The organism is Nocardia sp. NPDC051900 (assembly GCF_044452545.1).
GTDB lineage: Bacteria > Actinomycetota > Actinomycetes > Mycobacteriales > Mycobacteriaceae > Nocardia > Nocardia sichangensis.
On sequence record NZ_JBITBU010000008.1, the window covers coordinates 55,581 to 76,299 of the forward strand.

The window sequence follows — 20,719 nt, forward strand, 5'->3', positions numbered from 1 at the left end:
GCGGCCGAAACAGTATCGCGGCGGGGGATGCTCCGCCAAGCGGCAACCCCGCGCCCGCGTGCGGATCAGCTCGGCGCCAGCCGCCGGACGGCAGCGGGCAGATCACGGGTGCGCTTGTACGGTCCGGCGACCGCCGCGGCGAACGGCCGCGCCAGCAGGGTCCGCGCGACGGCCGACACTTCCTCGGTCGTGACGGCGTCGATGCGGGCCAAGGTCTCCGACACGGTGCGGTGGTTGCCGTAGCTGAGTTCGCTGCGCCCCAACCGGTTCATACGCGAGGCCGAATCCTCCAGACCGAGCACCAGCCCGCCGCGCAACGAGCCCTTGGCGCGGGCGCACTCGGCGTCGCTGATGCCGTCGGCGGCGACTTCCTCGAGAACGCCGCGAGCCAGTGCCGCCACCTGACCGAGGTTCTCCGGCTGGCAGCCGATGTAGACCGAGAACGCTCCGGTGTCGGCGAAGGTGTCCACGCTGGAATACACCGAATAGGCCAGTCCGCGCTCCTCCCGGATGCGCTGGAACAGACGGGAACTCAACCCGCCGCCGACCACGGTGTTCAACACCGACAGCGGCCAGCGCCGGTCCCCTTCGTGCCGTCCGAAGGCGCGCACGCCGAACACCAGATGAGCCTGCTCGCTGTCGCGATGACTCCAGTGCAGCTGCGGGTCGCCGTGTGGGCGGAACCGGCCCTCGCGCCGCCGGGCGGGCGCCGCCGCCAGGTCGAGCCGGTTCTCGAAGGCACGATGCACCAATTCCACGGTGTGGTCGTGCTCCACGTTGCCCGCGACCGCGACCACCATCCGGTCCGGCCGGTACCGCCGCAGGTGGAACGACCGCAGCTGCGCGGCCCGCATCCCCTCGATGGATTCGATCGAGCCGATCACCGGACGCCCGATCGGATGATCGCCGAACAACGCCGCCAAGAAGGAGTCGCCGACCAGGTCCTCGGGGTCGTCGTCGCGCATGGCGATCTCCTCGAGCACCACCTGCCGCTCCACGTCCACGTCCGAGGCCCGGCACAAGCCGTTGAGCACCACGTCGGAGACCATGTCGACCGCCAGGGGCAGGTCATCGTCCAGGACATGCGCGTAGTAGCAGGTCTGCTCCTTCGCGGTGAACGCGTTCAGCTCGCCGCCGACCGCGTCCATCGCCTCGGCGATGTCCAGGGCCGACCGCGTCGGCGTCGCCTTGAACAGCAGGTGCTCCAGGAAGTGGGCAGCTCCCGCGACGGTCGGGCCCTCGTCACGCGACCCGACACCGACCCAAACACCCACGGACGCCGAGCGCACCCCGGGCAGATGCTCGGTGACCACCCGCAATCCGCCGGGCAATACGGTACGCCGCACGCCGCTGTCCGAGTCCGCCCGCAGCTCGAGTGACGAACCCCCCTGCCCGGTGCTGAGCAGAGGGGTTGTCGTCTTCTTCTTCGTCACAGAGACAAGTACTACTCGGTCCCGGCCGAACCCGCATCGGCCGTGTCGTCGCCGGTCTCCTCGGCGTTCTCCTCGACCGGCACGAGCGAGATCTTGCCGCGGTTGTCGATGTCGGCGATCTCCACCCGCAGCTTGTCGCCGACGTTCACCACGTCCTCGACCTTCGCCACGCGCTTGCCGTTGCCCAGCTTGGAGATGTGCACCAGACCGTCGCGGCCCGGCAGCAGCGAGACGAACGCGCCGAAGGCGGTGGTCTTGACGACCGTGCCCAGGAAGCGCTCGCCGACCTTCGGCAGCTGCGGGTTGGCGATGGCGTTGATGGCGTCGATCGCGGCCTGCGCGGACGGGCCGTCGGTCGCGCCGACGAACACGGTGCCGTCGTCCTCGATGGAGATGTTGGCGCCGGTGTCCTCGGTGATCTGGTTGATCACCTTGCCCTTGGGGCCGATCACCTCGCCGATCTTGTCGACCGGGATCTTGATCGCGGTGACGCGCGGCGCGTACGGGCTCATCTCGTCCGGGGTGGTGATGGCCTCGGCCATCACGTCCAGGATCGTGGTGCGCGCGTCGTGGGCCTGGCTCAGCGCGCCGGCCAGCACCTGCGACGGGATGCCGTCCAGCTTGGTGTCCAGCTGCAACGCGGTGACGAACTGGCGGGTGCCCGCGACCTTGAAGTCCATGTCGCCGAAGGCGTCCTCGGCGCCGAGGATGTCGGTCAGCGCGACGTAGCGGACCTCTTCCTCACCCTGGTCGTTGGTGATGGTGTCCGACACCAGACCCATCGCGATGCCGGCGACCGGCGCCTTCAGCGGCACGCCGGCGTTCAGCAGCGACAGGGTGGAGGCGCACACCGAACCCATCGAGGTGGAGCCGTTGGATCCCAGCGCCTCCGACACCTGACGGATGGCGTAAGGGAACTCCTCCTGGCTGGGCAGCACGGGAATCAGCGCCCGCTCGGCCAGCGCGCCGTGGCCGATCTCGCGGCGCTTGGGCGAACCCACCCGGCCGGTCTCGCCGGTGGAGAACGGCGGGAAGTTGTAGTGGTGCATGTAGCGCTTGCTGGTCTCCGGGCCGAGCGAGTCGACCTGCTGGGCCATCTTCACCATGTCCAGGGTGGTGACGCCCAGGATCTGGGTCTCGCCACGCTCGAACAGCGCCGAGCCGTGCGCCCGGGGCACCACGGCGACCTCGGCGGACAGCGCGCGGATATCGGCCAGCCCGCGGCCGTCGATGCGGAAGCCGTCGGACAGGATCCGCTGGCGGACCAGCTTCTTGGTGACGGAGCGGAATGCCGCGCCCAGTTCCTTCTCCCGCCCGGCGTAGTCGTCGGCCAGGCGGTCGAGCACGGCGAGCTTGATCTCGTCGATCTTCTCCTCGCGCTCCTGCTTGCCGGAGATGCTCAGCGCCTCGCCCAGCTCGCGCTTCGCGGTGCCCTCGACGGCCTCGTACACGTCCCGGCCGTACGGCGGGAAGAGCGGGAACTCCTCGGTGGGCTTGGCGGCCAGTTCGGCCAGGTCCTGCTGCGCGCGGCAGAGGCGGGCGATGAACGGCTTGGCGGCCTCGAGCCCCTCGGCGACGACGGCCTCGGTCGGCGCCTGCGCACCGCCGTCGACCAGCGCGATGACGTTCTCGGTCGCCTCCGCCTCGACCATCATGATCGCGACGTCACCGGACTCGACCACGCGGCCCGCGACGACCATGTCGAATACCGCGCCCTCGAGCTGCTCGGTGGTCGGGAAGGCGACCCATTGGGAACCCGCCCCGTCGTGGATCAGCGCGACGCGCACGCCGCCGACCGGGCCGGAGAACGGCAGGCCCGCGATCTGGGTGGACGCGGACGCGGCGTTGATGGCCACCACGTCGTAGAGGTCCTTGGGGTCCAGGCTCAGCACGGTGACCACGACCTGGATCTCGTTGCGCAGGCCGTCGACGAACGACGGACGCAGCGGACGGTCGATCAGGCGGCAGGTCAGGATCGCGTCGGTGGAGGGGCGGCCCTCGCGGCGGAAGAACGACCCGGGGATGCGGCCCGCGGCGTACATCCGCTCCTCGACGTCGACCGTCAGCGGGAAGAAGTCGAACTGGTCCTTGGGCTGCTTGCCCGCGGTGGTGGCCGACAGCAGCATGGTCTCGTCGTCCAGGTAGGCGACGACCGAACCGGCGGCCTGCCTGGCGAGGCGTCCGGTCTCGAACCGGATGGTGCGGGTGCCGTAGCTGCCGTTGTCGATCAGCGCTACGGATTCGAACACGCCCGGCTCGACCTCGACGGCCGAGCTCTTGCGTTCAGTTGTTTCGGTCATTCTTCTCTCTCAACCTCTCGTCTTCGCCGGCTCCAGCGCACGCTGGCGCGATCCGGCTGTCGTCAGCCGTACCGGGTACGGACGCGCGGCGACCCTCCTGGCTGCGGCGCGCACACCCGGCCGAATCCCCTTGGACACGGCGACGCGGAGGCGGTCATCGATCGAAGCCCGACGGCGCCAACTCGCTGCCGATAGGCCACTACCGAAGACCGACGCCACGCGACGGGTGCATACGGCTGTGCAATGTTGTCGTGCGACGGGGGCAATCCGCACCCCTGTACACATATAACCAACGGTGCGATTGTACGTCTCCCCGTTGGCCGAACCAGCGACTGCCTCGGACACCCCCGTGTCGAGCAGCCGCCTACCACTCCGCCCATCGGCGAACCGGACGCCCGATAGCCATGGCAGGCAACCGCGCGAGCCACAGCCGAACCGAGACGGCCGCGAACACCTGACGCGGCATGGGCCGCAGACCACGTGGCCCGTGTCGAATCCGAGTGAATCACCGTCTACGACGAAATCACCGTCAAGATCATGTAGGTGTGGCCCCGGGCCCCGGCAGCTACGAACGACGGCCCACAGCGACCTGAACGTCCAGGGCAGGAATTATCTACCGACGCGGCTCTGCCAGACGGCGAACAAACATACAACGCGGCTCTGCCAGACGGATACTTCTCGAACAACGCGGCCCCGCCACGGCAGGCATACACCTAGACCACGCCTTCGCCGCCCGACGCGCTCAGCCCACCTCGACCACGTCTTCCGAGCGAAGCGAGACCGAGCATCCGCCGTTCGCGGCCCGGTTCGCGTCCGAGTGGCCGCTGCGTCCGCGACGAAGTCGCCAGCAGTGGCCGCTCGGACGCGAGCCATGAAGGGGCCGCGAACACCCCGCGCCGCAGGCGCTGGAAATCAGCGCCTGAGCCCGAGCCGTTCGATCAGCGAACGGTAGCGGTTGATGTCGTTGTCCTGCAGGTACTTCGACAGCCGCTTGCGACGACCGATCAGGGCCATCAGGCCGTGACGGGTGTGGTGGTCGTGCTTGTGCTTCTTCAGGTGCTCGGTGATGTCGGCGATGCGCTTGGACAGCAGCGCGATCTGCGCCTCCGGAGAACCGGTGTCCTTCTCGTGCAGGCCGTACTCGGCGAGAATCGCCGACTTCTGCTCGGTGGTCAGTGCCATGGGGCATCCACTCCTATTTCTCAGTTCCGCGCTCGAATGTCCGGTTACCCGGGTGCGGGCGCCACCGCGGACCGCAGCAAACCCGAGGGACCACCCTACCGGACCGGGATCTTCCCGCCGAAATCGCGGGCCGACCGAGTCCCATCCGGGCAACGACGCTCGCCCGCGCTGATCGAGCACGAGACCCGCCGCTACAGCGATCCGCTCGAGTTCGGAATTCCCGACGCTCAGCGGGCGTCGACGGCGGTGAGGATTTTGCGCGCGGTCTCCACGTCGCGGCCCATGCACTCGATGAGCTCGTCCACCGAGTCGAATTTGCGCTGGCCCCGGATGTGCTCGACGAAGTCCACCGCGACGTGCTGACCGTAGAGATCCGCCTCGCCGTCGAGCACGTACGCCTCCACCGTGCGGGCGCGTCCGGAGAAGGTCGGGTTGGTGCCCACCGAGACGGCGGCCATGGCCCGCTCGCCCGGGGTGACGGTGCCGATGGTGGGGCCGGGGCCGAGCACGGTGAACCACCCGGCGTACACGCCGTCGGCGGGAATGGCGGCGTGCATCGGCGGCGCGACGTTCGCGGTCGGGAAGCCGAGTTGCTTGCCGCGGCCGTCACCGTGTACGACGACGCCCTCCACCCGGTGCGGACGCCCGAGCGCCTCGGCGGCGGCCGCCATGTCCCCCGCGTCGACGCACGAGCGGATATAAGTCGAGGAGAAGGTCACGGCGTGTTCGGCGAGCAGCGTCACGCCGTCGACCTCGAAACCGAATCGCTTGCCGAGCTCCCGCATGGTCTCGACCGTGCCCGCGGCCTTCTTGCCGAAGGTGAAGTTGTCGCCGACCACCACCTCCACCACGTGCAGCCGCTCCACCAGCAGGTCGTGGACATAGCTCGCCGGAGTCAGCTTCATGAACTCCTGGGTGAAGGGCATGACGCAGAACACGTCGACACCCAGTTCCTCGGCCAGTTCGGCGCGGCGGGTCAGGGTGGTCAATTGCGCGGGGTGCGACCCGGGGCGGACCACTTCCATCGGGTGCGGATCGAACGTCATCAGCACCGCGGGCACGCCGCGCGCGGCGGCGGACTTCACGGCCCGGCTGATCAGCTGCGCGTGGCCGCGGTGCACACCGTCGAACACACCGATCGTGAGGACACAGCGCCCCCAGTCCGCGGGCACCTCGTCGAGACTTCGCCATCTCTGCACAGTGCGCAGCCTACGCAAATCAGGTAGCGAACAGTATTCGGGCGTGCTGATCTCACACAACGGTTGCGCGGCCGTGAGCCGACGTGGAAGTGCGAACCGCGCCGGGGCCCCGCGCGCAGGTCGCGCGCCGCGCGGCCGCGCCGCGAACCGGTCGGATCATCCGAACCGCGGCACGACTCGTGCCGCAACCGCGGCGGTGGGATAACCGGCAGGTCGCCGTGGCCGTCGCACGACGGCGCGCCGCGGGGCCGCTACGTCGGGGTCGCCGACATCGCCGCGGAAGTCTTCGCGCACCGGAAACTAACCGGACGGATTCGCGAAAGCGCCGATATGCCCCGGGTTTTCCACGGGCCCGCAAGCTCGTCTCACCAGCAGCGGGAATGGTCTAGCGTCCAATTCGTCGATGACGGAATGCCCCGGAGTAGCCATGAAAAGCGCAGTCAAGCACGTGCGTGTGATCAAACCGTCCGATTCGGCCGAAACAATCGGACGGCAACGACAACGCCTCATTCCTTGCATCACCACGGAAACCTGTGGCGCCACCGGCATTTCGGCGGGCATGGTCAACATGGCCCCGGGAGCGATGTCGAAAGCGCATTATCACGCGCACAGCGAGATCGTCGTCGTTTGCCTGCGCGGGCGAGCGGCCACCTTGATCGGCCCGGAACTGACGCCCTATTTCCACGGTCCCGGTGAGTTCATCTACATCCCCGACGGCGTCGTGCACGTGGCGGTGAACCTCGACGATGCCGAGGACCTGGTCGCGGTGGAAATGCGGACCGATCCCCTGTTCAACGACGACGTGGTGCTGACGCCGGAATACGACGCCCGCGTGCCCGAAGCCGTTGCCCGCCTGCGGCGGCGCGGGCCGGCGGGCGCCTGACATGGCCGTCGGCAAACGCAGCCGCGGCGCGGCCGAGGTGACCAGCGGTCCCATCGACGATATCTTCGCGGCACTGGCAGGCCGCCCCGACGTGGTGTCCTTCGCGGTCGGAGCGCCCGATCCCGCTCTGCTGCCGAGCGAGCTCGTGGCGACGCTGGCGCAAACGGTCATCGGCAGATACGGCAGCGCCGTCCTCCAATACGGCATGACCCAGGGATTCGCTCCGCTGTTGGACGAAGCCCGAAACCTTCTGCACGGCCGCGACGTTCAGTGCACGCTCGATCGCCTGCATATCTCGACCGGCGGCTCCGGCGCATTGCACAACGTGTGTTTGGCGCTGCTCGACCCGCAGGACGTGGTTCTGGTCGAAACCCCCACTTACGGTCCGGCGGTCAAGGAATTCCGCAGTCACGGAGCGACCGTCGTGGCGGTGCCGTCCGACGAATTCGGCATCCTTCCGGAAGCGCTCGAAGAAGCCCTGGCTCGATACGACGCGGCGTTCGTCTACCTACTGCCGACTTTCCAGAATCCGACCGGCCGGACTATGCCTGTCGATCGGCGCGAACGAATCGCCGAGATCGTCGTCCGCCACGGCACGCTGGTCATCGAAGACGACGTCTACACCGACCTGCGCTATCGCGGTGTGGCACCGCCCGCGTTGTCGTCTTTCGCGCCGGACAACTCGGTGTACATCACGTCCCTGTCGAAAACTCTCGCTCCTGCGATCCGCGTCGGGATCACCGTTATGCCCCCGGATCTGCTACGGACCGTGCTCGCGTTGAAGCAGGGCATCGACATGCAGACCTCGACGTACTGCCAGGCGATTGCGGCCGAATTTCTCGGCAGTCCGGACGGGGCCGCGCACCTCGCTCATGTCGTCGACGCCTATTCGGCCAAGTTGGACGCGTTGACGGTCGCGCTCGAGCGGCATTTCCCGGCCGGGTTCCGGTGGGTCGAGCCGGAGGGCGGGATGTTCCTGTGGGTCGAGGGGCCGCCGGGTTTCGATGCCGACGCGCTGCTGGCGCGGGCACTGCGGCACGGAGTCGCGTTCCTGCCCGGCAGCGCGTTCTACGCCGACGACGTCACCGGGCACCGCAATACCATGCGGCTGAGTTTCGCGAACGTGCCGCGCGACGATATCGATCGCGGCATCGCCGCGCTTGCGGCCGTCTGCGGGGACACGGCATGAGCGATCGGCATCCGGTGCTCGGCACCTGGGAGGTTCGCGCCGACGGCGCTCCGTTCGGCTACCACGTGATGCAGTTCCACCCTGGCGGCACGATGCTGCAATCGAATCCCGACCACGGCAATCGCGCCACGAGCGACAGCAACGGCATGGGCACCTGGCACGGCGCGGGCAACCGGGTTACCGGCGCCTTCTTGGAGTTCACCGTCGATCGCACCGACCCCGCCGTAGTCCGCAAAGGGATCGTCGCCTTCGAACTCGACGTGACCGGCGACGAGTTCACCGGACGCGCCACGGCGACGTTCTACGAGTTGTCCGGCGAGCCGGTCGGCGCGCCCGCGACCGCCCGGTTGGCCGGTCGCCGATTCGATGGCGTGGCCGATCATCGGAACGCACCGGATCTGTAGAGAACGGTATGACCCACCCGGCACGGCGCCGATCCGCCCTCTTCCGGGCGGGTGAACGGCGAATAGCGATTCGCTGTCGATCGGCCGACGACAGCTCGGGGATGTGTGTATCGGCTCGCCAGTGCCTAAGCTCGGGTATGTGCCAGGTAAACGAGATATCGCCACTCGACGCGAGTTGGCCGACGCCCCGGCGCCGGGCGATGCGCACGGCGGTACCGCGACGATCGCGCCTGTGCTCTCGTCGGTTGCCCAGGACTATCTGAAGGTCATCTGGACCGCGCAGGAGTGGTCGCAGGAGAAGGTGACCACCAAGTTGCTCGCCGAACGGATCGGCGTATCGGCCTCGACCGTGTCCGAAGCCGTCCGCAAGCTCGCCGACCAAGGGTTGGTCGAGCACGCCCGCTACGGCGCGATCGCCCTTACCCCGGAGGGCCGCCGAGCCGCCGTCGCGATGGTGCGCAGGCATCGGCTCATCGAGACCTTCCTGGTGAACGAGCTCGGCTACGGCTGGGACGAGGTGCACGACGAAGCCGAGGTGCTCGAGCACGCGGTCTCCGAGCTGCTGATGGCGCGGATCGACGCCAAACTCGGATACCCCGATCGCGATCCGCACGGCGACCCGATCCCGTCGGTGGACGGCGCGGTGCCCACCCCGCCCGCGCGCCAGCTCAGCGACTTCCATGCCGGTGAATCCGGCCGGGTCGCGCGCATCTCCGACGCCGATCCCGACATGCTGCGCTACTTCGACTCCGTCGGCATCGCCCTGGATACCGCCATCGCCGTCGTCGAACGCCGTGACTTCGCGGGCACCATCGCCATCCGCATCGGCGCCACCGAGTCACCGACCGACCTCGGGCGCCCCGCCGCCGAGGCCATCTGGCTCACCGCCTGACCGGGGCTCCACAGATCAGGCCCACCCCGTCGAACCGGCGGTAGCGGGTGCGGCGGGCAGCGTCGGGCTCGGACGCCGCCAGGCGTGCCGTCGGTGCCGCACCGGGTAACGGCATGGCGCAGGACCGGGGTCACGCAGCCCCTCCGCCGGCCACGCGCGGGCGCATACGACTCGAGCCCGGCGATGGATGGATGACCACCGCGAAGCCCGTGCCCGGAAAACGGCGAAACGATCCCGCCCAGACCGCTTCCGAACACCCCCGGTTTCCGAGGCGGTTCCAGCCGCGGACTCAGCCCAGGTCGGCCCTGAGGGCGGGACGCACCAACTCGGCCGCGCGGGTGGCGATGGCGTCGCCCAGTTCGTCGGTGGTCGAGGTGCCACCGAGGTCCGGGGTGCGGACCTCCCCCGCGGCGAGCACGTCGCACACCGCTCGGTCCACCGCGGCCGCCGCGGCGAACTCGCCGAGATGATCCAGCAGCATCGCGCCCGCGAGGACCTGCGCGACGGGGTTCGCGATGCCCTGACCGGCGATGTCGGGCGCGCTGCCGTGCACCGCCTCGAACATCGAGGGGCCGGTGCGCTCGGGGTTGACGTTGCCCGACGGCGCCAAGCCGAGCCCGCCGGTCACCGCGGCGGCGAGGTCGGAGAGGATGTCGCCGAACAGGTTCGAGCCTACGATCACGTCCAGCCGGTCCGGGTGCAGCACGATTTCGGCGGCCAGCGCGTCGACGTGCATCTGCCGCGTTCGCACCTGGGGATACTCGGTTGCGACGCGTTCGAACACACTGTCCCAGTAGGGCATCGAATGGATGAGCCCGTTCGACTTGGTCGCCGAGCACAATCGCCCGGATCGCTCGGCGGCCCGCTCGAAGGCGTAGCGGATGATCCGCTCGCATCCGGTGCGGGTGAACACCGATTCCTGGAGCACGAATTCGTCGGGGCGGCCCTCGTTGTGGATGCCGCCGATCCGTGAGTACTCGCCCTCGGAGTTCTCCCGCACGATGAGGATGTCCAGATCGTCGGCGGTCCGGCCGCGCAGTGCCGATTCCGTGCCGGGCAGCAGGCGCACCGGGCGCAGGTTGACGTACTGACCGAAGGCGCGGCGCAGCGGGATCAGCAGGCCCCACAGCGAAACATGGTCGGGCACACCGGGAAAGCCGACAGCGCCCAGCAGGATCGCGTCGAAGCCCGCGAGCCGCTGCGCGCCGTCCGGCGGCATCATGGCGCCCGTGCGCATGTAGTTCTCGCACGACCAGTCGAATTCGGTCCATGCCAGACCGGGCAGCACGGCGTCGAGCACACGTACCGCCGCCGCGGTGACGTCGACTCCGATCCCGTCACCCGGGATGGTGGCGATGCGGTACTCGCTCACTGGCACTCCTTCACAGTCGCACTCCGATGTACTTGGTCTCCAGGAATTCGTCGATCCCGGTCAGCCCGCCCTCGCGTCCGAGCCCGGATTCCTTGACGCCGCCGAAGGGCGCGGCCGGATTCGACACCACGCCCTGGTTGAGTCCGACCATCCCGGTCTCCAGCGCCTCGCACACCCGCAGTCCGCGCCGGAGATTCTCGGTGAACACGTAGCTCACCAGCCCGTAGGGAGTGTCGTTGGCCCGGCGCACGGCTTCGTCCTCGGTGTCGAAGACGCCGATCGCGGCGACCGGTCCGAAGATCTCGGTGTGGCACAACTCGGCGTCGTCGGGGACGTCGACCAGGACGGTCGCGGGATAGAAAGTGCCCGGTCCGTCCCAGGCCGCCCCTCCGGTGAGCACCCCGGCCCCACGGGCGCGGGCGTCGTCGACCAAGCGCTGCACCTTGGCGACGGCCTCGGTATCGATCAGCGGGCCGACCACGACGTCCGGCTCGGTGCCCCGGCCCATCGGCAGGGCCGCCAGCCGCTCGGCGAGCCTGCGTGCGAAGACCTCGGCGACACCGCGCTGAACCAGAATCCGATTGGCGGCGGTGCACGCCTGACCGATGTTGCGCATCTTCGCCGCCACCGCGCCCTCGACCGCCTCGTCGAGATCCGCGTCGTCGAAAACCAGCAGCGGCGCGTTGCCGCCCAGTTCCATCGAGGTGCGCATCACCGTCTGCGCGCACTGCGCGAGCAACTGCTTGCCGACCGCCGTCGAGCCAGTGAACGACAGCTTGCGCGAGCGGTCGTCGAGGATCAGCGGAGTCATCACCGCGGCGGGATCCGCCGTCGTGACGACGTTGACCACCCCGGCGGGCAACCCGGCGTCCGCCAGCACCTGAGCCAGCGCCAGCATCGAAAGCGGCGTCTGCTCCGCGGGTTTCACGACGCAGGTGCAGCCCGCGGCGAGCGCGGGCGCGATCTTGCGCGCGCCCATGGCGACGGGAAAGTTCCATGGCGTGATGAGCAGGCTCGGACCGACCGGCTGCCGGGCCACCAGGAAACGCGAGCCGCCGGTCGGCGCGGGCATGTACCCGCCGTCCAGGCGGACGGCTTCCTCGGCGAACCAGCGGAAGAACTCCGCGGCGTAGGCGATCTCACCGCGCGCCTCGGCCAGCGGCTTGCCCATTTCGAGGGTCGCGATCAGCCCGAGCCGGTCGGTGTCGGCCAGCAACGCGCGATGCACGCGCATCAGCAGATCACTGCGCTCGCGCGGCGCGGTGGCTGCCCAGTCGGCCTGCGCCGCGCACGCCGCGTCCAGCGCCGCGCGACCGTCGTCCGGGGTCGCGTCGGCTACTTCGCACAGCAGCTCACCCGTCGACGGATCGAAGACCGGCAGCGTGCGGGTCGTCGCACGCCACTGCCCTTGGATGAACAAGCCGCGCGGGACCGTGTCGATCGCGGCGCGTTCGGGCGCGCTCAGCGCGCTTTCGGTGAGCATGGTCGGTGGCTCCTTTCGGCAGCGCGCAGCGTCCGGCCATTGCTGCGACCCGTGCGGCCATGTTATGCATATTGTCGACAATCCGACAATAGACAATTACCCTCCATCCCGCCCGCATCCGGAGGCGAATCACCATGACCGAGCTCTCGCCCATCCTGAAACAGGCCACTCCGGTGACCGTCGACCACGGCGCGGGGTGCTATCTCTACGGCACCGACGGACGCCGTTACCTGGACTTCACCGCCGGCATCGGCGTGACCAGCACCGGCCACTGCCACCCGAAGGTGGTCGCCGCCGCGCAGGCACAGGTGGCCTCGCTGATCCACGGCCAGTACACGACCGTGCTGCATCGGCCGCTGCTGGAGCTGACCGAACGGCTCGGCGCGGTCCTTCCGGAAGGACTGGACACGCTGTTCTTCGCGAACTCCGGCAGTGAGGCGGTCGAGGCCGCACTGCGACTGGCGCGCCAGGCCACCGGGCGGCCGAACGTCGTCGTCTTCCACGGCGGTTTCCACGGCCGCACCGTGGCCGCCGCGACCATGACCACCTCGGGCACCCGTTTCTCGGCCGGGTTCAGCCCGCTCATGCCGGGCGTGCACGTCGCGCCCTTCCCCACCGCCTACCGCTATGGCTGGAGCGAGCGGGAGGCCACCGCCTTCGCGCTGCGCGAACTCGACTACTTGTTCGCCACCCTCACCTCGCCCGCCGAGACCGCCGCGTTCATCGTGGAGCCGGTGCTCGGTGAGGGCGGTTACGTCCCCGGCAACACCGAGTTCTTCCACGGGCTGCGCGAACGCGCCGACCGGCACGGCATCCTGCTCGTCTTCGACGAAATCCAGACCGGTTTCGGCCGCACCGGGAAGTTCTTCGGGCATCAGCACTTCGGTGTCCGGCCCGACGTGATCACCATCGCCAAGGGCCTGGCGAGCGGCTTTCCCCTGTCCGGCATCGCGGCGCCGCGCGAACTGATGGCGCGGGCGTGGCCGGGTTCGCAGGGCGGCACCTACGGTGGCAACGCGGTGGCGTGCGCGGCGGCGATCGCCACGCTCGACGTGATCGAATCCGAAGGGCTGGTGGACAACGCGGCCGCCCGAGGGGCGCAACTGCTGCGCGGTATGCGCGAGAGCGCCACCAAGGCGATCGGCGACGTCCGCGGCCTCGGACTGCTCGTGGGCGCCGAGTTCACCACGGCCACCGGCGAGCCCGACACGGCCACCGCCGCGGCCGCCCAGCGCGCGGCGGTGGACAAGGGACTGCTGCTGTTGACCTGCGGCGCGCACATGAACGTGGTGCGGATGATTCCGCCGCTGATCGTGACCGATACTCAGATCGAGGACGCTCTGGCGATCTGGTCCGAGGTGCTCGCCGAGTTGTAGCGCGCACCCCACCCGTCCGCAGTGCCCGCCCGGCGGGCCCGATCAGGAAGCAGGACCGCATGGCCCGCTACATCACCATCACGCTCACCAAAGCCGCGGTGACCTGCCGCGCCCGTTTGCTGGACGAGGAAGCGCCGCAGACCTGCGCCGCGGTGTGGAACGCGCTGCCGCTGGAAGGCGACGCCTTCCACGCCAAGTACGCCCGCAACGAGGTGTACACCCTGCTCCCGCGCATCGGCGCGGCCCCGCATCGGGAGAATCCGACGGTCACGCCCATCCCCGGCGATGTGTGCCTGTTCGACTTCGAGCCGTGGGAGATCGGCAATCCGGCCTACGGCTACGAGCCCGGTTCCGCGGCCGAGCACGAGCGCGGGGCGACCGATCTCGCGCTGTTCTACGGCCGCAACAATCTGCTGATCAACGGCGACCTCGGGTGGGTGCCGGGCAATGTGTTCGCCACCATCGAGGATGGGCTCGCCGAGATGGCCGCGGCCTGCAACACGCTGTGGTTGCACGGTGTGCAGGGCGAGACGCTCGCCTTCGCCCGCGGCTGAGCGACGGCGACGAGTGGCCCCGCGGTCTTCCGCGGGGCCATTCGCTTTCAGGAAGCCAGCACGAATTCGGCGTAGCGGGCTACCGCGAGAATCAGATCGTCGGAGTGGCGTGGGCCGATGATCTGCATCCCGACCGGTAGACCCGCGCGAGTCGTGCCCGCCGGGATACTGATCGCGGGTTGCTGGGTCATGTTGAACGGGTAGGTGAACGGCGTCCATTCGGGCCAGCTGCGCAGGCCGCTGCCCGGTGGCACGTCGTGTCCCGCTTCGAACGCGGGAATCGGCACCGTCGGAGTGATCAGGATGTCGTAGTCGTTGTGGAAGGCGCCCATGGTGATACCGATCTGGGCCGCGACGTTACGCGCGTCGAGATACTCGACGGCGGTGACGGTTTCACCGCGCTCCCAGACCGCGCGCAGGCCGGGATCCACCCGTTCGCGCGTACCTTCCGGGTACCCGGACAGCATGGTGGCCGCGCCGGCCGCCCACAGCAGCTCGAACGCCTCGCGCGGATCGGCGAATCCGGGATCGGCGGCGCTCACCCGGAGTTCGGCGTCGGCCAGCCGGGTCACCGCCGCTTCCACGATCGCGGCGACCTCGGGGTCGACCGTGGCGTAGCCGAGCGCAGGTGAGTACGCCACGCGCAATCCCCGCACGTCGCGTTGCATTTCGGCGCGGAAGGCGGCGAGCGTGGGAGCCAGCGCGGTGGGGTCTCGCGGATCCGGTAGCGACAGGATGTCCATCAGCAGCGCCGCGTCCTCGACGGTGCGCGTCATCGGTCCCGCATGCGCCAGCGGACCGAACGGGCTGGCCGGGAACAGCGGAATCCGGCCGTAGGTGGGCTTGAAGCCGACGATGCCGCAGAAGGCGGCCGGAATGCGCACGCTGCCACCGCCGTCCGTGCCCACCGACACCGGGCCCATGCCCGCGGCGACGGCCGCGGCGCTGCCGCCGGAGGAGCCGCCCGCGGTGGTGGACGGGTCGGCCGGATTCCTCGTGACACCCGCCAGCGGACTGTCGGTCACCGCCTTCCACGCGATCTCCGGGGTGGTGGTCTTGCCGAGGAAGACCATGCCGTCCTCGCGCAGCCGCGCGGCCACCGGACTGTCCACCAGCCATGGTCCCGCCGGGTCGATGGATGTGGAGCCGCGCCGGGTGGGCCAGCCCTCGGTCAGGAAGACGTCCTTGATCGAGATCGGCACGCCGTCGAGCAGCCCTCTGGCATGACCGGACTGCCAGCGCGCCTCGGAGTCCTTCGCCTGCACCAGCGCGCGATCGGGATCGACCAGGCAGAAGGCGTTGAGCGCGCCGTCGCGATCGGCGATCGCGCGCAGGATCGCCTCGGTCGCCTCGACGGGCGACAGCGCGCCCGCCGCGTAGGCCGAGACCAGTTCGACCGCGGTCATGGCGGTCGGGTCGGTGGGTTGGTTCTTGTCGGGGTAGCTCATGGATGGGCTCCTTCAGCCGGGCACGTACCCCAGCCTTTTGTCGACCACGTTGTCCAGCGGACGTCCGGCGATCCAGTTGTCGAAGTTCTCGGTGAACGCGTCGACGATCTCGGTGCGCCATCCGATGAAGTCACCGGAGTTGTGCGGGGTGATCCGGACGTTCGGCAGTTCCCACAGGGGGTGATCGGCGGGGAGCGGCTCGGGGTCCACCACATCGAGCGCCGCCGCGGCGATCGATCCGGTGCGCAGCGCGGCGACGAGATCGTCGGTCACAACGAGTTCCCCGCGGCCGACGTTGACAAACCTGGCGTGCGGCTTCATCGCGGCGAAAGCGGCGGCGTCGAACATGTTCCTGGTCCGCTCGGTGAGCGGAGCGATCGCGACGACGTAATCGGCGCGGGCCAGTTCGGCGTGCAGATCGGTGGTGACCTCGCCGAAATCCGGGTCCGCCGCGCGCTCCCGCCTGCCGACGGCGCGCACGGTCATGCCGACCGCGCGCAGCAATCGGGCGATATGACGCCCGATCGAGCCGGTGCCCACGATCAGCGCCGTCGACCCCGCGACCCGTTCGGATTCCCGATGCCGCCACTCGTGCCGTTGTTGCAGCAGCAACGAACCGGACAGGTCCTTGGCGAAACCGAGAATCTGCCCGAGCACGTACTCGGCGATCGCGGCGTCGAAGACGCCTCTGGTGTTGGTCACGACCACGTCACTGGCCCGCAGTTCGGGAAACATCGCCGGATCGACGCCGGTGGATCCCATGTGCACCCAGCGCAGCCGGTCGGCGGCATGCCAGGCGCCGGGCAGCGCCCGGGTGCGAAAGTCGTAGACGAACAAGATCTCCGCTCCGCGCAGGGCGTTCGCCAACCCGGGCGCCTCGGTGTACCGGATGGTGGCGCGGCCTGCTAATCGGTCCATTCGTTCGTCGTCGGGCACACTGTCACTGTGCAGGACGACGACAATCGGGCCCTGTTCCACATTGACACACTAAGATCACATCGTATGATTGTCAACAATCCGATCGTGTTCGGAGGTCGTCCCGGCTGAGCGCGAGAGGGGCCGTAGTGGATTTGAGCTTTCCCGACCTCGAAGGGCCCGTTGCACAACGGGGTATCGGGATCATCGCACCGTTCGACCTCGCCCTCGAACGGGAGCTCTGGCGCTGGGCGCCTCTGGAGGTGAGTCTGCACCTGGCCCGTACCCCCTACGAACCGGTTCCGGTGTCGCTGGAGATGGCCGAATTGGTCTCCGACGCGGCGCATCTCACCGCGGCCACCCGCAACGTCCTGCACGTGGAACCCGAAGTCGTGGCCTACCTGTGCACATCGGGCAGTTTCATCAAAGGCCTCGCCTACGAGAAGTCGTTGCGCGACACCATCTGCCGTGCCGGGGCGCTGGACGCGGTCACCACCTCGGGCGCGTTGCTCGAAGCGATCCGCCATCTGGACCTCACCCGGATCTCGGTACTGACCCCGTACGACGAGATCCTCACCCACCGGCTGCACGAGTTCCTCGCCGAAGCCGGGTGCACGGTGGTGCGCTCCGATCACCTCGGGCTCGGCGGCGGCATCTGGAAGGTCAGCTATCGCACGATCGCCGAACGCATCGTCGGCGCCGACGACCCCGAGGCCCAGGCCGTCTTCGTCAGCTGTACCAACCTGCCCACGTACGACGTGATCGAGCCGCTGGAGAAAGCCCTCGGCAAGCCGGTGCTCACCGCCAACCAACTCACCATGTGGGCATGTCTCGGCCGGATGAAGCTCCCGATGATGGGCCCGGGCAAGTGGCTGCTCAACGTTTTCTGAAGGAAGAACATCACATGCACGCACCCACCGTCGGTTTCATCTACCCCGACCACGCGGCCGAGGACGACTACCCGCTCGCGGCGGCAGCGCTCGGCGCGCACCTTCCGGTGGCCCACATCTACGGCACCGATCTGCACGCCGTCCCCGAACTGCTCGAACTGGGCAGCCCGGAGAAATTGCGCCTCGGCGCCTCGCTGCTCGCCCGGCACCGCCCCGACGCGATCGTCTGGGCCTGCACGTCGGGCAGTTTCGTCTACGGACCCGAGGGCGCGCGCGATCAGGTGCGCGCGCTGGCCGAGGTCGCGGGCGTCCCGGCGACCAGCACCAGCATCGCGTTCGCCGACGCCGTGCACACGCTGGGACTGCGCACCGTCGCGGTCGCCGCCAGCTATCCCGACGAGGTCGCCCGGCTGTTCGTGGAGTTCCTCGCCGACGCGCGCATCGACGTCGTCTCGATGTCCAGCGCGGGGATCGACACCGCCGCCGAGGTCGGCACCCTCACCCCGGCCCAGGTGCTGCGGCTGGCGGCGGACAACGACCATCCCGACGCGGAGGCGCTGCTCATCCCCGACACCGCGATGCACACCGTGGCGGTGCTGCCGGACCTGGAGGCTACGCTGGGCAAACCGGTGCTGACGGCCAACCAGGTCACGATCTGGGCAGGGCTGCGGCTGGCCGGCGCCGAGCCGGTCGTTCCCGGATTCGGGACCTTGTTCGCGGAAAGGCAGATCGATGTCCGTCGTTGATTTCGAGCCGGTGAACCGGCAGTCGACCGCGGAGATGATCGCAGATCGGCTCCGCGAGGCGATCATGCGCGGCAGTCTCGCGCCAGGGTCGCAGCTCGGCGAGGCCGACCTCGCGGCGCGGTTCGCGGTCTCGCGCGGGCCGGTGCGCGAGGCGATGCAGCGCTTGGTGTCCGAGGGTCTGCTGCGCAGCATCCGCCACCGCGGCATCTTCGTCATCGAATTGAGCCTCGACGACGTCGTCGACATCTACCGGGCCAGGACGGCACTGGAGGGCGGCGCACTGGAGCTGATCCTGGACGGTCGCCGCCCCATCGCCTACGAGGCGCTCGGTCCCAGCGTCGAGGAGATGATCGCGTGCGCCGAACGCGGCGACGCGGTCGGCGTGTCGGAGGCCGACCAGGCCTTCCACGAGGCGCTGGTGGAGAGTGCGGCCAGTCCGCGGCTGGTACGCGCGGCTCGCACCTTGCTGATCGAGACGCGCATGTGCTTGGGCGCCTTGCAGACGACCTATCCGGACCTGCGGGAACAGTCCCGCGAACACATCGGCCTGCGCGACGCGATCGGCGCGGGCGACCCGGCACGCGCCCGCGCTCTGCTCGTCGAGCACATGGACGACGCCGTGCAACGCCTCCGGCACCAGATCGGCTCCTGAACGCCGACTCACCGCGACCGCTACCCGGCCACTGCCGCCGCAGCCGACTTTCCCACACTGCGCGAATTTCCTTGCGGCGGTATTTATGTGATGAACGCCCGCGGCGGGCCGGAGCCGGTCACGGAAATCAGCAGACGAGGCTCGAATCCTGCGGCACGGGCAGGTGCGAGCATTGCACAGTGCCGAGCAAGCGCCGCGAGGTGGTCAACCACTATCGCCCGGGATCAGAGATTGGCGGGGCGGACGACCATCACCGAGGACGCGCGATTACCGGATTCCCGGAGCAGGGCGATAGCGCGGCCTTCCGGATCGATGGCGGCGTAGACGCCGGGCATTCCGGCCGGAGCGAGCCAGCGTCCGTTGCGCAGATCGTCAGCCTGCTTGTCATCGATGTCGCGGCGCGGGAACGCCGTTCGCACCGCGGCATCGATATCGAGGCTCAGTGGCGGCACGCCGGACTCAGCGGCGGCGGCCAGATCGTCCAAGGTGCGTGCATGCTCGAGCGTGAACGGCCCGACGCTGGTGCGGCGCAACACGGTCAAGTGGCCGCCGACGCCGAGCCCGGCGCCCAGGTCTCTGGCCAGCGCGCGCACGTAGGTACCCGAGGAGCATTCGACCACCACGTCCAGGTCGACGAAATCGCCGACCTCGCGCCGCGCGAGCACGTCGAACCGCGACACCGTGACCGGGCGGGCGGCCAACTGCACGTCCTCGCCCGCACGGTGGCGGGCATAGGCACGTTCGCCGTTCACCTTGATCGCGCTGACGGTGGCGGGCACCTGCTCGATGTTCCCGGTCAGTTCGGCTGTGCGCGTGGCGATGTCGGCGTCGGCGAGGTGACCGGCCGGTGTCGTGGCCAGCACCTCGCCCTCGGCGTCGTCGGTGCTGGTCGCCTGCCCCAGCCGGATGGTCGCGGTGTACGCCTTGGTGGTCAGGGTGAGCAGGCCGAGCAGTTTGGTCGCGCGTTCCACGCCGAGCACCAGCACACCGGTCGCCATCGGATCGAGCGTGCCCGCGTGGCCGATCTTCTTGGTGCGCAGCAGCTTCCGGCACTTCGCGACGACGTCGTGACTGGTCCAGCCACCGGCCTTGTCGATGACGAGCAGCCCGCCGAGTCCGTCCATCAGACGTGCGCGATCGCGGTCAGGATGTACCCGTCGGTGATCAGCCAACGACCGTCGAACGCGAGCAGCGGCGTGCCGCCGTCGGTGGTCTGCCCCGGCACCAGCAGTTCGGTATGGAAACTGCCGCGCCCGGAAGCGGCGGAGCTGTCCTCGATCTCGAACGTGATGTGCGCGTCCTCGAAGCCGAGCCAGCGCAGCGTCAGCGGGAACCACGCCTTATAGGTGGCCTCTTTGGCGCAGAACAGCAACCGGTCCAGGTGCAATTCGGACTCGGTGGTCTTCAGCCATTCCCGCTCCGGCGGCAGACTGACCGAGTCCAGTACGCCGTCCGGCAGGGTGGCGTGCGGCTCGGCGTCGATGCCGATGGAACGGAACCGCAGTTTGTGACCGAGCGCGGCGGCCTGGTAGCCGTCGCAGTGGGTCAGGCTGCCGACGATTCCGCGCGGCCACACCGGAGCGCCGCGCTCGCCCTTGCCGATCGCGACCGGCTGCTCACCGAGTTGCGTGAGCGCAAGGCGGGCGCAATGCCGCGCGCCGATGAAGTCACGGCGCCGCTTCTCCACCGACTTGGCGATGAGATGCTCCTCCGCCGGATGCGGCCGCAGATCCTCCGGGTACGCCAGCAACTCGGCCGAGGCCACACCCGCGGGCAGAATGTTCTCGATCATCACCGACGA

19 protein-coding genes are annotated in these 20,719 nt (G+C 69.1%); 9 read left to right on the plus strand and 10 right to left on the minus strand.

Annotated elements, in window-relative coordinates; all coding sequences use genetic code 11:
* Positions 1 to 65 precede the first annotated feature (65 nt).
* The 4 genes from ACIA5H_RS15060 to ACIA5H_RS15075 all read right to left on the minus strand — a co-directional run bounded on the left by ACIA5H_RS15060 (position 66) and on the right by ACIA5H_RS15075 (position 6,114).
* Positions 66 to 1,406, minus strand: coding sequence for a M16 family metallopeptidase (locus ACIA5H_RS15060; RefSeq protein ID WP_397076691.1), 1,341 nt, complete (start codon positions 1,404 to 1,406; stop codon positions 66 to 68).
* Positions 1,407 to 1,444: 38 nt separating this feature from the next.
* Entirely contained in the window at positions 1,445 to 3,733 is a 2,289-nt protein-coding gene (locus ACIA5H_RS15065) for a polyribonucleotide nucleotidyltransferase (RefSeq protein ID WP_355070130.1), read from the minus strand.
* Positions 3,734 to 4,645: 912 nt separating this feature from the next.
* Positions 4,646 to 4,915, minus strand: coding sequence for a 30S ribosomal protein S15 (gene rpsO / locus ACIA5H_RS15070; RefSeq protein WP_039799352.1), 270 nt, complete (start codon positions 4,913 to 4,915; stop codon positions 4,646 to 4,648).
* 227 nt (positions 4,916 to 5,142) lie between these two features.
* Positions 5,143 to 6,114 carry a bifunctional riboflavin kinase/FAD synthetase gene (locus tag ACIA5H_RS15075; protein WP_355070128.1) on the minus strand — a complete coding sequence of 324 codons (972 nt, stop codon included), beginning with the start codon at positions 6,112 to 6,114 and terminating at the stop codon, positions 5,143 to 5,145.
* A gap of 427 nt (positions 6,115 to 6,541) precedes the next feature.
* Between ACIA5H_RS15075 and ACIA5H_RS15080 the strand changes: the two genes are divergently transcribed.
* From ACIA5H_RS15080 to ACIA5H_RS15095, 4 genes are all read left to right on the plus strand, one after another.
* Positions 6,542 to 6,997, plus strand: a complete 456-nt coding sequence (locus ACIA5H_RS15080; RefSeq protein WP_397076556.1) for a cupin domain-containing protein — start codon at positions 6,542 to 6,544, stop codon at positions 6,995 to 6,997.
* A 1-nt stretch (position 6,998) separates the two neighbouring features.
* The gene (locus tag ACIA5H_RS15085) at positions 6,999 to 8,186 is read left to right on the plus strand and encodes a PLP-dependent aminotransferase family protein (protein ID WP_379251352.1); all 1,188 of its coding nucleotides are present in this window, start codon (positions 6,999 to 7,001) and stop codon (positions 8,184 to 8,186) included.
* Positions 8,183 to 8,590, plus strand: a complete 408-nt coding sequence (locus tag ACIA5H_RS15090) for a hypothetical protein (RefSeq protein ID WP_379251353.1) — start codon at positions 8,183 to 8,185, stop codon at positions 8,588 to 8,590. Before ACIA5H_RS15085 ends, ACIA5H_RS15090 begins: the two co-directional genes overlap by 4 nt.
* 223 nt (positions 8,591 to 8,813) lie before the next feature.
* Positions 8,814 to 9,482, plus strand: a complete 669-nt coding sequence (locus ACIA5H_RS15095) for a metal-dependent transcriptional regulator (protein WP_355071001.1) — start codon at positions 8,814 to 8,816, stop codon at positions 9,480 to 9,482.
* A 289-nt stretch (positions 9,483 to 9,771) separates the two neighbouring features.
* Here ACIA5H_RS15095 and ACIA5H_RS15100 read toward each other — a convergent pair whose 3' ends face one another.
* Both ACIA5H_RS15100 and ACIA5H_RS15105 read right to left on the minus strand, forming a co-directional pair.
* Positions 9,772 to 10,854, minus strand: a complete 1,083-nt coding sequence (locus ACIA5H_RS15100) for a tartrate dehydrogenase (RefSeq protein WP_379251355.1) — start codon at positions 10,852 to 10,854, stop codon at positions 9,772 to 9,774.
* 10 nt (positions 10,855 to 10,864) lie between these two features.
* Positions 10,865 to 12,337, minus strand: a complete 1,473-nt coding sequence (locus tag ACIA5H_RS15105; RefSeq protein ID WP_379251357.1) for an NAD-dependent succinate-semialdehyde dehydrogenase — start codon at positions 12,335 to 12,337, stop codon at positions 10,865 to 10,867.
* Between the two features lie 134 nt (positions 12,338 to 12,471).
* Here ACIA5H_RS15105 and ACIA5H_RS15110 point away from each other — a divergent pair, with 134 nt between their 5' ends.
* The gene (locus ACIA5H_RS15110) at positions 12,472 to 13,713 is read left to right on the plus strand and encodes an aspartate aminotransferase family protein (RefSeq protein ID WP_379251359.1); all 1,242 of its coding nucleotides are present in this window, start codon (positions 12,472 to 12,474) and stop codon (positions 13,711 to 13,713) included.
* Between the two features lie 59 nt (positions 13,714 to 13,772).
* Entirely contained in the window at positions 13,773 to 14,267 is a 495-nt protein-coding gene (locus ACIA5H_RS15115) for a DUF3830 family protein (RefSeq protein WP_397076557.1), read from the plus strand.
* A 47-nt stretch (positions 14,268 to 14,314) separates the two neighbouring features.
* Here ACIA5H_RS15115 and ACIA5H_RS15120 read toward each other — a convergent pair whose 3' ends face one another.
* Positions 14,315 to 15,715: an amidase gene (locus ACIA5H_RS15120; protein WP_397076558.1), complete on the minus strand. Its 1,401-nt coding sequence runs from the start codon at positions 15,713 to 15,715 to the stop codon at positions 14,315 to 14,317.
* Between the two features lie 12 nt (positions 15,716 to 15,727).
* Positions 15,728 to 16,693 carry a D-2-hydroxyacid dehydrogenase gene (locus tag ACIA5H_RS15125; protein ID WP_397076559.1) on the minus strand — a complete coding sequence of 322 codons (966 nt, stop codon included), beginning with the start codon at positions 16,691 to 16,693 and terminating at the stop codon, positions 15,728 to 15,730.
* 86 nt (positions 16,694 to 16,779) lie between these two features.
* Between ACIA5H_RS15125 and ACIA5H_RS15130 the strand changes: the two genes are divergently transcribed.
* From ACIA5H_RS15130 to ACIA5H_RS15140, 3 genes are read left to right on the plus strand one after another with little or no spacing between them, the layout of a single operon-like run.
* Positions 16,780 to 17,520: an Asp/Glu/hydantoin racemase gene (locus ACIA5H_RS15130; protein ID WP_356961417.1), complete on the plus strand. Its 741-nt coding sequence runs from the start codon at positions 16,780 to 16,782 to the stop codon at positions 17,518 to 17,520.
* Positions 17,521 to 17,534: 14 nt separating this feature from the next.
* A complete protein-coding gene (locus tag ACIA5H_RS15135; protein ID WP_355070106.1) occupies positions 17,535 to 18,266 on the plus strand; it encodes a maleate cis-trans isomerase in 732 nt (243 codons plus the stop codon).
* On the plus strand, positions 18,253 to 18,918 hold the full coding sequence (locus tag ACIA5H_RS15140) for a GntR family transcriptional regulator (protein ID WP_355070104.1): 666 nt from the start codon (positions 18,253 to 18,255) through the stop codon (positions 18,916 to 18,918). The genes ACIA5H_RS15135 and ACIA5H_RS15140 overlap by 14 nt, the downstream gene beginning before the upstream one ends.
* Positions 18,919 to 19,142: 224 nt before the next feature.
* Here the strand turns inward: ACIA5H_RS15140 and truB are convergent, their stop codons facing one another.
* Complete coding sequence (gene truB / locus ACIA5H_RS15145; RefSeq protein WP_397076560.1) at positions 19,143 to 20,042, minus strand: tRNA pseudouridine(55) synthase TruB; 900 nt, start codon at positions 20,040 to 20,042, stop codon at positions 19,143 to 19,145.
* Positions 20,042 to 20,710, minus strand: coding sequence for a 4'-phosphopantetheinyl transferase Npt (gene npt, locus ACIA5H_RS15150; protein WP_379251370.1), 669 nt, complete (start codon positions 20,708 to 20,710; stop codon positions 20,042 to 20,044). The genes truB and npt overlap by 1 nt, the downstream gene beginning before the upstream one ends.
* Positions 20,711 to 20,719: the final 9 nt, after the last annotated feature.